Origin of the sequence: Vibrio sp. RW, assembly GCF_027587105.1 — a bacterium.
GTDB classification, from domain to species: Bacteria; Pseudomonadota; Gammaproteobacteria; order Enterobacterales; family Vibrionaceae; genus Vibrio; species Vibrio toranzoniae.
Genome location: NZ_JAPPTM010000005.1, coordinates 238,048 through 253,309, shown reverse-complemented (window position 1 = coordinate 253,309; position 15,262 = coordinate 238,048). Strand labels below are relative to the sequence as shown.

At 44.2% G+C, this 15,262-nt stretch carries 13 protein-coding genes; 5 read left to right on the top strand and 8 right to left on the bottom strand.

Annotated elements, in window-relative coordinates:
- Positions 1-259 precede the first annotated feature (259 nt).
- Complete coding sequence (gene speB / locus OCT63_RS06905) at positions 260-1,189, bottom strand: agmatinase (protein ID WP_269983430.1); 930 nt, start codon at positions 1,187-1,189, stop codon at positions 260-262.
- The gene (gene speA, locus OCT63_RS06900; RefSeq protein ID WP_269983429.1) at positions 1,189-3,096 is read right to left on the bottom strand and encodes an arginine decarboxylase; all 1,908 of its coding nucleotides are present in this window, start codon (positions 3,094-3,096) and stop codon (positions 1,189-1,191) included. The genes speB and speA overlap by 1 nt, the downstream gene beginning before the upstream one ends.
- A gap of 595 nt (positions 3,097-3,691) precedes the next feature.
- Between speA and OCT63_RS06895 the strand changes: the two genes are divergently transcribed.
- The 4 genes from OCT63_RS06895 to OCT63_RS06880 all read left to right on the top strand — a co-directional run bounded on the left by OCT63_RS06895 (position 3,692) and on the right by OCT63_RS06880 (position 9,147).
- Positions 3,692-5,128, top strand: a complete 1,437-nt coding sequence (locus tag OCT63_RS06895; protein WP_269983428.1) for a coniferyl aldehyde dehydrogenase — start codon at positions 3,692-3,694, stop codon at positions 5,126-5,128.
- On the top strand, positions 5,125-5,703 hold the full coding sequence (locus tag OCT63_RS06890; RefSeq protein WP_269983427.1) for a TetR/AcrR family transcriptional regulator: 579 nt from the start codon (positions 5,125-5,127) through the stop codon (positions 5,701-5,703). The genes OCT63_RS06895 and OCT63_RS06890 overlap by 4 nt, the downstream gene beginning before the upstream one ends.
- Positions 5,704-6,219: 516 nt before the next feature.
- Complete coding sequence (locus tag OCT63_RS06885; RefSeq protein ID WP_269983426.1) at positions 6,220-7,794, top strand: ABC-F family ATP-binding cassette domain-containing protein; 1,575 nt, start codon at positions 6,220-6,222, stop codon at positions 7,792-7,794.
- Positions 7,795-7,908: 114 nt separating this feature from the next.
- Positions 7,909-9,147 (top strand): leucine-rich repeat-containing protein kinase family protein, encoded by a 1,239-nt coding sequence (locus OCT63_RS06880; RefSeq protein ID WP_269983425.1) that lies wholly within the window; start codon positions 7,909-7,911, stop codon positions 9,145-9,147.
- A 102-nt stretch (positions 9,148-9,249) separates the two neighbouring features.
- On the opposite strand, the gene yqfB is transcribed toward OCT63_RS06880, so the two are convergent.
- The 5 genes from yqfB to thrS form a co-directional block, all read right to left on the bottom strand.
- Positions 9,250-9,567 (bottom strand): N(4)-acetylcytidine aminohydrolase, encoded by a 318-nt coding sequence (yqfB, locus tag OCT63_RS06875; protein ID WP_239846937.1) that lies wholly within the window; start codon positions 9,565-9,567, stop codon positions 9,250-9,252.
- Between the two features lie 196 nt (positions 9,568-9,763).
- The gene (gene rplT / locus OCT63_RS06870; protein ID WP_004733517.1) at positions 9,764-10,117 is read right to left on the bottom strand and encodes a 50S ribosomal protein L20; all 354 of its coding nucleotides are present in this window, start codon (positions 10,115-10,117) and stop codon (positions 9,764-9,766) included.
- Positions 10,118-10,159: 42 nt separating this feature from the next.
- Complete coding sequence (rpmI, locus tag OCT63_RS06865; protein WP_060467537.1) at positions 10,160-10,354, bottom strand: 50S ribosomal protein L35; 195 nt, start codon at positions 10,352-10,354, stop codon at positions 10,160-10,162.
- Positions 10,355-10,458: 104 nt separating this feature from the next.
- Positions 10,459-11,010 (bottom strand): translation initiation factor IF-3, encoded by a 552-nt coding sequence (infC, locus tag OCT63_RS06860; protein WP_077680304.1) that lies wholly within the window; start codon positions 11,008-11,010, stop codon positions 10,459-10,461.
- A gap of 2 nt (positions 11,011-11,012) precedes the next feature.
- Positions 11,013-12,941 (bottom strand): threonine--tRNA ligase, encoded by a 1,929-nt coding sequence (thrS, locus tag OCT63_RS06855; RefSeq protein WP_161672134.1) that lies wholly within the window; start codon positions 12,939-12,941, stop codon positions 11,013-11,015.
- 360 nt (positions 12,942-13,301) lie between these two features.
- Between thrS and OCT63_RS06850 the strand changes: the two genes are divergently transcribed.
- On the top strand, positions 13,302-14,288 hold the full coding sequence (locus OCT63_RS06850) for a DUF3187 family protein (protein ID WP_161672135.1): 987 nt from the start codon (positions 13,302-13,304) through the stop codon (positions 14,286-14,288).
- Positions 14,289-14,367: 79 nt separating this feature from the next.
- On the opposite strand, the gene OCT63_RS06845 is transcribed toward OCT63_RS06850, so the two are convergent.
- Positions 14,368-15,111, bottom strand: coding sequence for a sporulation protein (locus tag OCT63_RS06845; RefSeq protein ID WP_269983424.1), 744 nt, complete (start codon positions 15,109-15,111; stop codon positions 14,368-14,370).
- Positions 15,112-15,262 lie beyond the last annotated feature (151 nt).

Genomic DNA, 15,262 nt, shown 5'->3' with positions numbered 1-15,262 from the left:
GCTATGCGTTTACAACAAAGCGAAGGTAAGTCCCATACTTGAGACAGCACCCAGAATAAAGACAATGCAATTACAACTAAAATCACTAAAACAAGCTGCATATTAAGCACTTCTTGGAATATTGAATTGCATTGTAAAAAACGGATTCATTTTCAAAGGTTCGCTACTTTGCCTCCATATACAAACTAAAAAGCCCACCAAGTTAAACCTGGTGGACTTTTGAATCAGTATGCAGCGTTATACTGTTAGCTGTAAAAGATTATAATTTAGCGAGGCGATTCGCCGTCCAAACATAAAGTAATTCAAGCGCAATCGTCGCGCCAGCCAATGCCGTAATTTCGCTTTGGTCATAGGCTGGAGAAACTTCTACCACATCCATACCAATCATGTTGATACCCTGTAAGCCACGGATGATTTTCAGCACTTTATCTGAATTCAAACCACCACACACTGGCGTACCAGTACCCGGCGCAAAAGCAGGATCCAGACAGTCGATATCAAATGTTAAGTACACTGGCTTATCACCAACAATACCTTTCACTTGAGCAATGATCTCATCCACGCTCATGTCATTCGCTTGCATCGCATTAATGACATTAAAGCCGTGACCTTCCTGTTTATACTCGGTACGAATGCCTATCTGCACCGAGTGTTCTGGCGAGATAAGGCCTTCGTTTGGTGCATGGTAGAACATGGTACCGTGATCGTAACGACTGCCCTGACTGTACGTGTCAGTATGTGCATCGAAGTGAATCAGAGCCATTTCACCGTACTTCTTGCCGTATGCTCTTAGCAAAGGCAATGTAATGAAGTGATCACCACCTAAACCTAACAGTGTTTTACCGCTGTTTAGAATCGCATCAGCGGCTGCTTCTAAACGTTGAGTTAGGTCTTCTGCATCACCACAATCAAACACAAGATCACCAGCATCAATCACCGAGGTATGTTCAAATACATTGAAGTCCCAAGGAAATTTTTTGCCTTCCCATGCCAAGTTCACAGAAGCACGACGAATCGCATCAGGCCCCATACGTGCACCCGGACGACCAGACGTCGCCATATCTAACGGCGCACCCAACACAACCACATCGGCATCGTTATCAATTGGGTTCTGTACCAATGGACGACGCATAAACGTCATGGCGTTGGAATACAGCGAGTAATCTGGTTTCGTAAATAGATCGTTCATTAAAAATCCTCAAGATAGGTGTAACCCATCAAGCCTTGCTCTAACTCTTCAAGTACACTTTGTTGCTCTTGCGCTGGTACTTTCGCCGTGACCAAATCTTTGTAGTTCTGGCGAATCAGATCTGTATCAATGTGAACATAACGCATCATGTCTTCAACCGTATCGCCTTCGTTGATGTAGTCGATATTCGCTTGACCACTTTCATCAACATTCACCACAACACTGTGGGTATCACCAAATAGGTTATGCATATCACCCAAGATTTCTTGGTACGCCCCTACCAGGAAGAAGCCCATTAGATATGGTTCATCTGGGTTCCACGCAGGTACTGGCAATGTTGTTTCAATACCTTGGCCATCAACATACTGGTCAATCGTACCGTCAGAATCACATGTGATATCCAGTACTACAGCGCGTCGCTCGTCCGCATTATCCAAACCGCTCAGTGGCAACACGGGGAACACCTGATCGATACCCCACGCATCTGGCAACGATTGGAACAACGAGAAGTTCACGAAGAACTTGTCGGCTAAACGCTCACTCAACTCGTCCAAAATAGGACGGTGGTAACGGTTCTTAGTGCTCATACGAGAGCTAAGTTCGTAGTTAATACGCAAAGACATCTGCTCTGCCCAAGCACGGTGCTGCAGATTCAGCATACCTGTTGCAAATTGGTTGTGCGCTTCTGCGATATCACTCTGAGTATCGTTGTAGATCTCAATCAACGCTCGGTCATCATTGCCCGCATCTAGCTCTAAGAAGTTCTTCCACATGTTGTTAAGCAACATTGGAGCGTCAGCTTCTGGTGCCGCCATATCTTCTGGCGAGTAGCTTTCGGTACCAATCACGTTAGTCACTAGTACTGCATGGTGCGCAGTCAGTGAACGACCAGATTCCGAAATAATTACAGGTTGTGGCTGATTGTAAACCTTACAGATATCCCCTACTGTCATCACGATGTTGCGAGCGTACTCAAGCAAGCTATAGTTCATCGAGTTTGAAGATTGGCTGCGTGTGCCATCGTAATCGACCGCCAAACCGCCACCAACATCTAGGTACTTCAGTTGAGCACCGATATCGCGTAGTTCACAGTAAAAACGCGCGGCTTCACTCACGCCATTTCGCACATCACGAATGTTCGCCATTTGCGAACCAAGGTGGAAATGCACGAGCTCTAGAACATCTAGCTGGTCTTCGACTTTCAAGCGTTCAATAACAGTAAGCACTTGTGATGCAGACAAACCGAACTTCGACTTCTCACCACCACTTGCTTGCCATTTACCCGCGCCTTGAGAAGCAAGACGGATACGTAAACCCAAACGAGGTTTTACGCCAAGCGCTTTCGCTTCAGCAAGAACAAGATCAAGCTCTGATAACTTCTCTAAAACGATGAACACCTTGTGTCCTAGCTTTTCGCCAATCAGTGCAAGACGGATGTATTCTCGGTCTTTGTAACCGTTACACACGATCACCGAGCTCGCTTTTTGAGCCAGCGCCAATACTGCTAATAGCTCAGGTTTGCTGCCCGCCTCTAGGCCTAGCTGCTTTTGCTCTAATTGAGCTTGGCTCGCTAAGATCTCGTCAACCACTTCTTTTTGCTGGTTAACTTTAATCGGATAAACAAGTAGGTAACGGTTGTCGTACTGATATTCGTCGATCGCTTGGTTAAATGCGTTACAGATATTGTGCACACGTTGATGCACGATTTGAGGAAAACGCACAAGAGCAGGTAAACCAATATTTCTTTGCTCTAACTGCTTTACGATCTTACTTAGCGGAACTTGATGATTCGTTTCGCTCGGTGAAACATACACCTCGCCATTATCATCGATTCCATAAAAACCTTGGCTCCAATGCTTTACATTATACTCAGCACGGATGCGTTCCAAATTAACCGAATTTTCCAATTCTAGAGACCTCACATTATAGGGCCATCGACAGAAGATACCTCTTTGGAATAGCGAGGTATAACCCAACAAAAACCGTTCGAAAACGATTTGTTGGCTGCATTAACCAATATTATCAAGAGTGAGTCCAACCATTGATATTTATGGTTACGGTTACATATTTTTATCGATAATCCGACTTAAAGTAGCACGTAAGGAATCACAAGGTATTAGGATAAAATATAGGCGGAAGCACATTAAATATAAAGCGCTCTCCCACAGAAATTCAGATACAAAAATGCCAATGGCACATCATAGTTTCCGCCAAATGAGTTAGGTTAAGTCAAGATTGTGACAAATAGGAGCACTCCTCAATCAGAACTATCACTATCACTATCACTATCACCAACATAGCGAGTATCTTATTATTCCAAACATATGGATTACTGCTACCCTCCAACTTCTAAGGTTCATTCTCTTTATTTTTCCTTCGACCATACAGCGTGCAACTGAACAAGAAATAAACTTTCCCTGTGCATATCTTGTATTCGATTCGATCTTCTTGTAATTTCAACTGACCAACCAATCGGTCAGTCTTCGAATTTAAGGGGATACTATGAGTGATAATCTAGACCTTGAACCAAACACGTCGGGCACCAACGACATGGATCAAATATTCAACCGACAACAAGATCACTACCGCAACAACGTTAATCCAACGCTTGAGCAGAGAAGAAATGATCTCTCAGTATTGAAAACCTTGTTAATGCGCTACCAAGGGCAATTGATTGAAGCGGTATCTGAAGATTATGGCCACCGAGCAAAGCACGACAGCTTAATTGCTGACATCGCCCCTTCTCTGCACCAAATCAATTACAATGACAAGAACCTTAAGAAGTGGTTGAAGCCTTCACGCCGTAAAGCAGGTTTGATGTTAACCCCGGCTAAAATCACCGTTCACTATCAGCCAGTAGGTGTTGTCGGCATTATTGTTCCTTGGAACTTCCCAGTGATGCTCGCTTTGGGTCCTCTCATCACAGCGCTGGCCGCAGGTAACACTGCGATGCTCAAGATGTCTGAGTTTACTCCTGCGACCAACCGTGTTTTAAAAGCGATGTTGGCCGAAGGGTTCAGTGAGGATCAAGTGGCGATCATCGAAGGTGAAGCCGATGCTTCCGCTAAATTCAGCCAGCTACCGTTTGACCATATCCTATTCACAGGGTCGACCTCTGTGGGTAAGCACGTAATGAGAGCAGCCGCTGATAACTTAACCCCGGTTACGCTAGAGCTAGGCGGGAAATCTCCAACCATTATTACCCCAGATTTCGATGTCACAGACGCTGTTGAACGCATCCTGTTTGCCAAGAGCTTAAACGCAGGTCAAATCTGTGTCGCACCTGACTACATCTTGCTGCCACGAGAAAAAGTCGATGCATTTATCATGGCTTACAAGCGCTACTTCAAAAAACTGTACAAAGCTGGCATTGAGAGCAAAGACTTAACCTCAGTGATCAACATGCGCCAATACAATCGGTTGAAAGGTGTGATTGAAGACGCACAAGCCAAAGGCGCAGTTGTTCACACCGTCACCGAACAAGCGCAAGACGATGTAAACCACAGAATGACGCCGCACCTTCTCACCGAAGTAAACGACGACATGCTCGCGATGCAAGAAGAGCTGTTTGGTCCTGTTCTGCCTATCGTGCCTTATGATTCTATCGAGGAGGCAATCAGCTACATCACAGAGAGAGAACGTCCACTTGCGCTGTACCTAATGAGTCACGACAAACAGACTCAAGACCGATTCCTATCGGACACTCACTCAGGCGGTGTATGTATTAACGACTCGCTGGTGCATGTGGCAGCAGAAGACGCGCCGTTCGGTGGCATCGGCCCTTCAGGCATGGGACACTACCACGGCATTGAAGGCTTCAAGACCTTTAGCCACGCCAAAACCGTTCTAAGCAGAGGAAAAATCAACTTCACCAAGTTAATGCATCCTCCTTACAACAACCCAATTAAAAAGATTCTGTTCAAAGTACTCAATAGATGATCACGAAAAGACAAAAAATCCTAGATGCTGCGCTCCTGCTTTTCTCTCAACAAGGGCTAGAGGGCACATCTACCGGACAAATAGCGAAAACAGCCGACGTGGCAAAAGCGACGTTGTTTCACCACTTCGAGAACAAATCTCTATTGATTGATGAGCTTTTTCGCGAGCTGAAGCTAGAGCTATTCTCGACCCTTCAACCGCACACTGATGTGGCAGTAGAAGATCGCTACCAAGCCTTTAAGTTCATGTGGTTCACAGGGATTGAGTGGGCATTAGAGAACCCGGTTGCGATGAAGTTCTTCACCAATGTTCATTTCGACCCAACAACTCAAACTAGAGAAGTGATTGTTTCACAGATGTTCGCATCGCTAGACGAGATCATTTTGAAAGGGCAAGAAGATAGTGAATTGATGGCGTTAGACATTAACCTTGTAAGGCACTTTATCCATAGCCACTTTCTGATTTGTGCAAACTGGCTTATTGAGCAAAACGAATCTCCACCAGAGCAAACATCGAAGTACATCAATGATAGCTTTGATATGTGTTGGCGAGCCGTTGGTGGGCAAACCAAGTAACTTTAGCTTTAAGCCTAAGGCTCTAAGCCCAAAGTTCTTAAGTTCTTAAGTTCTTGACTCAACTTATTTCCAATAATGATCACTAAAGCGCCACATAGGCGCTTTAATGATTTGAACATAATTTAATCACTTCATCATATTGACTCAGAGTACGTTCTTTCAGTACCATCCCACCATCATTTCAAAAGAGAATAACGCCATAATGAAGTACTAACATCCTGACATCCGATTTATTTTTATAAAAATCATTTGGACACTCGGGGTTAGTGGGCGTTACTTCGTCATCTATTTTCGCGACAAATCAAGCTCTTAAAGATCCGTCTTATGACAAACAACCATCTTTAAGATCAGCACTTCAAAGACAGAAATTACATCAACACCTTATTTCCTATCTTTGATTGGTACGCTACCTAAGTAACGTCTTTGGCGATCTATATATAGAATTCTGTGTAGTGTTATATATAGAAAAAGCGCCTCACCCCTTTTACTCGTTTACACGTAAAGGGACGTATTCTTATGCCTACTATATTAGTCAATAATCTCTCATTTCAGCTCGATACTGGTGAGTGGTTATTCAAAGACATCACCTTTAATTTGAACACGCGCCTGACAGGCCTAGTTGGAAGAAATGGGGTTGGAAAGTCACTGTTACTTTCGTTACTCACCGGGCAAACACAACCGACATCAGGCAGTGTTTCTAGGCAAGGCTCGATCGGCTTTTACTCGCAATTACCTTCAGAGCTTTTAGATAGCGAAATCAACATTGCTGACTTCTTAGATATCACTGAAAAGCTCAATGCCTTGCAAGCCATCGAGCAAGGTAGTTGCGAACTTGAGCACTTCAATATCGTTGGTGACGATTGGGGTTTACAAGAAAGCACTCAACAACTTTTAGCTACATTGAAAATAACCTGTGAGTTAACCACACCGTGCAACACATTAAGTGGTGGCCAACTTGCCCTCTTGCAACTTCATCTCTTATTTACATCGAATCACGACATATTAATTCTCGATGAACCTTCCAACCATTTAGATGGCGACGGGCGAAATTGGTTACTAAAGCAGTGCCAACAATTTGAAGGAAAAGTACTTGTAGTCAGTCACGACCGAAGCTTATTGAGACACATGGAAGGAATCTACCATCTCAACAGTTTGGGATTACGTTTCTACAAAGGAAACTACGATGATTACTTCAAACAAATGTCGAGCCAAAGTGAAGCATTGGACAAGCAGATTGCGCATCACCAATCTGAAAATAAACGACTGGAACGCCAAGCTCAGGCCACTAAGGAAAAAGCGCAGCAACGTGAGTCCCAAGGTAATCGACTCAGAAAATCAGGCAGCCAACCCAAGATATTATTGGATGCGATGAAAGATAAAGCAGGACGAACTCAAGGGGCGTCAACCACTAGCCAAAAGAACTTAAAGGATCAAAACCAACATAAGCTTCAATCTCTAAAAGAACAAAAGGAGCAACTGAAACCGCAGGCCTTATATCTGCAACAGGGCAATAACAGTAAAAAGAACTCGCTATTAACCGTTGAAGGTTGCCACCTGAGTTTTGGTTCTAGTGCTCCTATCACGTTCTCTATGTCACAAGGTGAACGGTGTTATCTAACCGGCGCAAACGGCTGTGGGAAGTCGACGCTGTTAAAGGCCATTCATGGGCAACACTCGAACTATACAGGCTCCATTAAACGCTTAGGAACCACAGTATACTTGGATCAACACTTTGGACTGTTGGACACCAACGACACCATGTTCGATAGCCTGATGACACATAGCTGTGGCATGACAGAGAGTGAGGCACGAACCTTGTTAGCTGGCATTGGATTTAGGCGAGACTCCGTCTACCGCAAAGTAGCTCACCTAAGTGGTGGAGAGAAAATGAAACTGGCGATGTTGATTGTCAGCCATAAGCAAGATTCGCCATTACTGCTGCTCGATGAGCCAGACAATCACTTGGACATCGACTCAAAGCAAATACTGGCGTCGGCTTTACGTGAATACCAAGGCGCGTTTATCCTAGTCAGTCATGATGCTGATTTTGTTGAGGAGGTCGGCGTAAGTCAGAATCACATACAGCTTTAAGCTTCGTCAATTCGTTCACTGAGCTTAGTTAGGCGAGCATCGTTCCGGTGCTCGCCTTTCTCACTTGAGACAAGTACACTACGCGCCTCGAACATCTACTCATAAGGCTAAGGTTTGCATACTCTAGAACAATTAAAATCAGGGCAACTAAAAGGAACTAAGCGCTTAAAACTGTCAGAAGATCTCATCGAGTTCCCACTAGAGATCTTGGAACTTGCCGATTCGCTAGAGATTCTGGATCTTTCAGGGAATCAGTTATCGGATCTCCCACAAGAGTTAACACAGCTGACCAACTTGCGTATTATCTTTGCGTCGAATAACCTATTTACGCACCTTCCTGATGTTCTTGGTTCCCTTCCTAAGCTTGAAATGGTTGGCTTTAAGACCAACCAAATCAAAACCGTGAGTGAAGAGTCTCTACCCGCTCAATTACGCTGGTTAATTCTGACGGATAATGCAATCGAAGTTCTGCCTAACTCACTAGGTGAAAGACCACGACTGCAAAAGCTGGCACTCGCAGGCAACCAACTTCGCGCTTTACCTGAGAGTATGGAAAAGCTATCCAACCTCGAATTGGTTCGCCTGTCTGCAAACCAACTGACTGAATTCCCAGAGTTCCTTATTAAGCTACCAAAGCTGGCTTGGTTAGCCTTTGCGGGCAACCCATTTTGTAAACACCCTAGCAGCTTAGATAGCGTGCCAGCTGTGAGTTCTCAATGTTACTCATTGAATCAAGTGCTGGGCCAAGGCGCTTCAGGCGTGATTTCTCACGCAAACTGGTTAAACAGTGATTTTGATTTCCCTCAGGAAGTGGCGGTTAAAGTTTTTAAAGGCGAAGTGACAAGTGACGGCTACCCACATGATGAACTGGAAGCGTGTCTACAAGCAGGTCACCATAGCAACCTAGTGAAGTCTATCGCTCAAGTCGACGAGTCAGACTACCTAGCGTTGGTGATGGAGCTTATCCCAAGCAGCTATTACAACCTAGGCTTGCCCCCTACTCTTGAAAGTTGTACTCGCGATACGTTCAACGAAGGTTTCGAACTCCCGATCGCGCAAATCGACAACATCGTAACCCAGATGGTTGATGTATTTAATCACCTGCATGATAACAAGGTTTGCCACGGTGACTTGTATGCGCACAACACCTTAGTCAATGAACAAGGCCAAATGATCTTTGGTGATTTTGGAGCAGCAACTATCTACGGCTACCTGACTGAAGAGCAGCAACAAGGCATTAGGTGCATCGAAGCTCGCGCTCTAAATTACTTTATTGAAGACCTACTGACGGTTTGTGCAGCAAACGATATCAATTCAGAGCTGTATAAGAAACTCAAAAACTATCACGCATAAGTGCTACTAAGCTTAAGCGCTCAATCAAGTTTCGATAGAAATGAAAAAGCTAACGTTTGTCGTTAGCTTTTTTTTTAACATATTGATGAACCCAATAAGGCTTTAATCTACTAACTCATAAGAAACAACATAAAGCTCAGAGATCCCAGGGTAGATGTCTTGAATCACACCCTTCAGAACGTCTAACGTCATGTTCTCTTGCTGAGCATGGAACTCGCCCAGTTCATCAAACAAAATTGGCTCAACGCTGATGATTTTAAGATTACAGAACACACGTCCTTGCTCTAGCGTTGATACTTCCACAACGCTACCCGGCTGGTAGTCACGCTCAGATTCATCACGAATAGTAATCGTCTTTTTGCCTGAAAGGATATCGGTTTCAAAACGTTCGAAGAACGTCATAGTGGTAGGTGCGGTCATTTATCTCGGTCGCTTAACATTTAAAGGTTAGGTAGATGTTTATATACCAGAATGCTTGTTCAAGCGAACAAAAATTAGATGCGAGATGCGAGATGCGAGATGCGAGATGCGAGAGAATATGGCAGAGCTAAATAGCAGGCAATAAAAAAGGAGAACCGAAGTTCTCCTTTTCTTAAACCTTTAAGCTAACTCTAAATTATAGAGATGCTTTCGCTTTTTCAACTAGAACAGCAAATGCTGCTTTGTCGAATACTGCGATGTCGGCAAGAATCTTACGATCGATCTCGATAGATGCTTTCTTAAGACCGTTGATGAAACGGCTGTAAGATAGACCATTTTGACGAGATGCCGCGTTGATACGTGCAATCCAAAGTTGACGGAATTGACGTTTCTTGTTGCGACGGTCACGGTAAGCGTATTGACCAGCTTTGGTAACTGCTTGGAAAGCTACGCGGTAAACACGTGAACGTGCTCCGTAGTAACCTTTAGCTTGTTTTAGAACTTTCTTATGACGTGCACGAGCTTGTACACCACGTTTTACGCGAGGCATTATGCTTCTCCTAAACTAAACGAATTTATAAACTAAAAAGAATTAAGCGTATGGCATCATACGTAGAACTTGAGCAACTTCACATTTAGGAAGAACCGAGTTCGGACGTAGCTGACGCTTGTTCTTAGTAGTACGCTTAGTCAGGATGTGACGTTTACCAGCGTGCTTAAACTTAATACCACCAGCAGTTTTCTGGAAACGCTTAGCAGCACCTTTGTTGGTTTTCATCTTAGGCATGATGAATAACTCCGCATTGTTGAGTTGTTAATAACATAGTAATTAGGGCGAATAAAACCCCGCAACCTGAGGCTGCAGGGTTTAATTACTTGCAAAGCCGTTAATTACTTCTTTTTAGGGGCCAACACCATGATCATCTGGCGACCTTCAATTCTCGTTGGAAAAGATTCGACAACTGCAAATTCTTCAGTATCTACTTTCAAACGATTAAGAACGTCAACACCGATTTCTTGGTGAGCCATTTCGCGGCCACGGAAGCGAATTGTTACCTTCACTTTGTTGCCGTCTTCTAGGAAACCAGTCAGGTTGCGTAGTTTTACCTGATAGTCTCCAATATCAGTTCCAGGTCGGAATTTAATTTCCTTGATCTGAACCTGCTTTTGCTTTTTCTTCTGCTCTTTCGCAGCTTTGCTCTTCTCGAAGAGGAACTTACCGTAGTCCATCACACGACAAACTGGCGGCTCGGCGTTAGGGCTAATCTCCACAAGATCCATACCAGCTTCATTTGCAGCTTCCATCGCTTCTGCGATTGTTACTACACCAACAGCTTCGCCGTCTGCGCCAGTTAGACGCACTTCACGAACGCCACGAATGTCACCGTTTAAACGGTGCTGGTTTTGTTTGGCCGGTTGTTGGCCACGTCTTCCGCCTTTAATAGCTATTCCTCCAGATTGAGCTTACGGCTTGAAACTTCGGCTTGGATGTATGAAATAAAGTCATCCACTTTAAACTTGCCAAGGTCCTTACCTTTACGTGTACGTACTGCAATTTCGCCGGCTTCCATTTCTTGGTCACCACACACAAGCATGAACGGTACACGTTTCAAAGTATGTTCGCGGATTTTAAAGCCAATCTTCTCATTTCTCAAGTCTGCTTTGACTCTAAATCCACTTTTTTGCAGTTTTTTCGTAATTTCTTGTACATATTCAGACTGTTTGTCTGTAATACCCATTACAACTGCTTGTTCTGGCGCCAACCACGTAGGGAAGAAGCCAGCGTATTCTTCAATAAGAATACCAATGAAGCGTTCTAGTGAACCTAAAATCGCGCGGTGGATCATAACAGGCGTGTGACGCTCGTTATCTTCACCTACGTAAGTAGCACCTAAACGTTCTGGTAATGCAAAATCGAGCTGCACTGTACCACATTGCCATGCACGGTCCAAACAATCATGCAAAGTAAATTCAATCTTAGGTCCGTAGAACGCACCCTCGCCTTCTTGAATCTCGTATGCAATCTCCATTGACTCTAGCGCTTGCTTAAGATCAGCCTCTGCACGGTCCCACATTTCGTCTGAACCGACACGCTGTTCTGGACGAGTAGATAGCTTAACAACAATGTTTTCGAAACCGAAAGTTGTATAAGTATCGTAAACCATTTCAATACAAGCTTTAACTTCTTGTTGAACTTGGTCTTCAGTACAGAATACGTGAGCATCATCTTGAGTGAAGCCACGAACACGCATGATGCCGTGAAGTGCGCCAGACGGCTCGTTACGGTGACATGAGCCGAACTCAGCCATACGTAGTGGTAAATCACGGTAAGATTTCAAACCTTGGTTGAAGATTTGAACGTGACCAGGACAGTTCATTGGCTTAATAGCGTATTCACGGTTCTCTGAAGAAGTTGTGAACATCGCGTCGGCGTACTTATCCCAGTGACCAGAGCGTTCCCAAAGAACACGGTCCATCATTAATGGGCCTTTTACTTCTTGGTAATCATACTCAGTCAGTTTCTGACGAATAAATACTTCTAGCTCACGGAAGATAGTCCAACCGTTGTGATGCCAAAACACCATGCCTGGTGCTTCTTGCTGCATGTGGAATAGGTCAAGCGCTTTACCGATTTTACGGTGGTCACGTTTAGCCGCTTCTTCTAGGCGCACAAGGTGAGCTTTAAGTGCCTTCTTGTCTTGGAATGCAGTGCCGTAGATACGCTGAAGCATCTTGTTATCACTGTTACCACGCCAGTATGCACCTGCTACATTAAGTAGCGTGAAATGCTGGCAGAAGCTCATGTTAGGTACGTGTGGGCCACGACACATATCGATGTATTCTTCGTGATGGTACAGGCCAGGACGGTCGTCTTTAGAAACGTTCTCGTCCAAGATTTCAATTTTGTAAGTCTCGCCGCGAGCTTCGAATGCGTCACGCGCTTCCTGCCAGCTAACTTTCTTCTTAACAACCTGATACTTGGTCTTCGCTAGCTCTTTCATACGCTTTTCAATCTTTTCTAGATCTTCTTGCGTTAGAGAGTGCTCAAGGTCGATATCGTAGTAGAAACCGTTATCGATAGTAGGACCGATCGCCATTTTCGCTTCTGGAAAAAGCTGCTTAACCGCGTGACCTAAAAGGTGAGCACAAGAGTGACGAACGATTTCAAGGCCATCGACTTCATCTTTAGCTGTGATGATTTCTAGGCTTGCATCATTTTCGATAAGATCACAAGCATCGACACGCTCGCCGTCTACACGACCAGCAATGGTTGCTTTCGCAAGACCAGGACCGATTGATAGGGCAACATCTAGAGTTGATACAGGGTTGTCAAATTGACGCTGACTACCGTCAGGAAGAGTAATAATTGGCATTATTTGTCCTTTACAGTGGTGTTGCACACCAAGCAACACATGAAAATGTTTAATATATGTTTTTCAATCAACGAGTATGTTGATCGTAGATATATGCATAATAAAGATACCCACATAGAAGCAAATACAGATGCCCCATTTGTACGTATCCGAGCATTTTAACGAAATAATATGAAATGACAATGATGGAGGGAAACTCCCGACTCTCCTATTGACGTCGTTATGCCAAAAAGTGACTTCCCATTCCTTGAACCACCTTTCGAATCGAACTGTTTTAACTTACCTATTTCGACTCAACTCTTACAAATTAGTCATTTAGAACTAAGCTCTATAAAGCAACTAGATACAGATGAGGCGCATATGGAGAAGCTAGCTACTTTTATATCACTCACACCTCGTTTACTGTTAACAATAGCCATAGCAGTTACTGCACCAGCAACGGTATGGGCCAACAAGGATTACGGCCCCTTAATCAGTTATACCCAAGCACCATTGCAGTCCGTGCGCCTCACTCCAACACTTCGTTCTGGCTTCCCACTCGAAGAGAATAAGCTTGAAGTGTTTACTGCCTTAACTGCCGCGAGCATCTGGGCCCACTCCCCCGACTATCACTTCGACTATTATCAAAACCAACTTCAGACAGGACTGCGGTGGCAATTAACCACAAGGTGGCAAGTAGAATTAAATTACCGTTGGCTTTATGCAGCCAATAATCACCTCGACAAAATCACCATCAATTTTCATGACCTATTTAACATCGACCAAGCAGGGCGCGACCAAAAAGAGCGACACCAATTCGACATCTATGCACCAGCCCACGACATCAATATTCGTGACTTCTCCGGCGACACGCTAACCAACGCTTTCACTCTCTACACTCAATACCAAATCATAGACCTTGAAAACCACGGCTTATCCTTTGGTGTATCCCTATATCACAACAATGTCAGCCACGGCGCCTTCGAAGGAAGCAGCACCGAGCAAAGTGCACAATTCAACTATTCATACCAACTCGACATCAATACCTTTTATACAAGCTTAGGGTTTACCAATCAGTCCAGTCGAGAGGTCGAAAATAGTTTTTCACATAAAAAGAGAACATGGTCATGGATGGGCGGCTATCAGCTCACACTATTTGAAAAGCATGAGTTACACCTTGAATACCGATGGTATGAAGGCGCAGAAGACGGTGAAACTGAATTTTCAGAAGCCGCGAATGAAATGATGCTTGGATATCGCTATCTCATGCAACGTTCAGCTATCGAGATATCCATTATCGAAAACATCTTCAACATGGATAATTCCACCGATGTTGCTTTTCAATTAGCTTATCGTCACCAGTGGTAAACACATTTCAGGTCGAGACAGCAGCATCAAAAAAGCCGAACGAGTTCGTTCGGCTTAATATTGTTGGCGCTGTTGGCAACTACGCACTCATGATTCTTGAAACCGCATTGCGAATGTCTGAATCAGCGGCGTTAGCTGGCAAACTGAATGAGATGTATTGGTCGCCACGGAAGCTCATTGATCGGTCGACTTCTGCTAGGCAGTGAACCATTGAACCTTCAACGATGAATGACAGCTCGATCTCTTTGTTGTTCATGAAACCGCCGCTGCGAAATTCAATCTCTTGGTAACAGCCCGAACGAGAAGCAAAGCTGTTGCCTTGTAAGAAGCCCTTCTCTACGTCTGCTTTCACCATGGCCATACCCGATGCTTCCACGCCTTGGATGATTTTAGCGACTGTTGGCAGTGGATGAACGGAGATAAAATCACGGTCTTTAGGGTCAATCGCGAAGCCTATATCTAGGTTGGTTTCAACCCACACATGGCATTGGTTCATTTGTGCATTCAACACGGTGAGTGGCGTTTCATCATTTAACTTGAGGCGGAATGGGACCAGTTTGGTTTCACCCGGTTGAATAACGAAAGGCTCTACAGCTTGAATACGACTCAGAGTAAAGGTTTCGTAACTGGTGCTATCTTCCGTTTCGACTTTTACTTCTGTGTTAAGAACCAAGTTGATCCGGTCGATTTGTTGCTCAACGTCGCCACCAATGATGTGAACATTGCCAGACAACTCGCCACCTTGGAAAACGTCAATATTATCTAAGACGGTATCAACCTTTGCTGCACCGATGCCCAACGAGGCCTTTAATTTCTTAAACATATTATTTCCTTTTTTAATCATTTGATTTTCTAATAATTATTGCGCGACAATTTGCGACACTTACCTCATAGAATCAAGTAATTTGCACTATCTATGTCGAGTAGCATCACATAGTCCAAGGAAATGTTGAAATCACTAAGAAATTCGCTAC

Coding starts and splice junctions, on each gene's coding strand:
- OCT63_RS06895 (WP_269983428.1), top strand. CDS start 3,692: ATGAGTGATAATCTAGACCTTGAACCAAACACGTCGGGCACCAACGAC.
- rpmI (WP_060467537.1), bottom strand. CDS start 10,354: ATGCCTAAGATGAAAACCAACAAAGGTGCTGCTAAGCGTTTCCAGAAA.
- yqfB (WP_239846937.1), bottom strand. CDS start 9,567: ATGACCGCACCTACCACTATGACGTTCTTCGAACGTTTTGAAACCGAT.
- thrS (WP_161672134.1), bottom strand. CDS start 12,941: ATGCCAATTATTACTCTTCCTGACGGTAGTCAGCGTCAATTTGACAAC.
- OCT63_RS06845 (WP_269983424.1), bottom strand. CDS start 15,111: ATGTTTAAGAAATTAAAGGCCTCGTTGGGCATCGGTGCAGCAAAGGTT.
- OCT63_RS06890 (WP_269983427.1), top strand. CDS start 5,125: ATGATCACGAAAAGACAAAAAATCCTAGATGCTGCGCTCCTGCTTTTC.
- rplT (WP_004733517.1), bottom strand. CDS start 10,117: ATGCCTCGCGTAAAACGTGGTGTACAAGCTCGTGCACGTCATAAGAAA.
- speB (WP_269983430.1), bottom strand. CDS start 1,189: ATGAACGATCTATTTACGAAACCAGATTACTCGCTGTATTCCAACGCC.
- OCT63_RS06850 (WP_161672135.1), top strand. CDS start 13,302: ATGGAGAAGCTAGCTACTTTTATATCACTCACACCTCGTTTACTGTTA.
- OCT63_RS06885 (WP_269983426.1), top strand. CDS start 6,220: ATGCCTACTATATTAGTCAATAATCTCTCATTTCAGCTCGATACTGGT.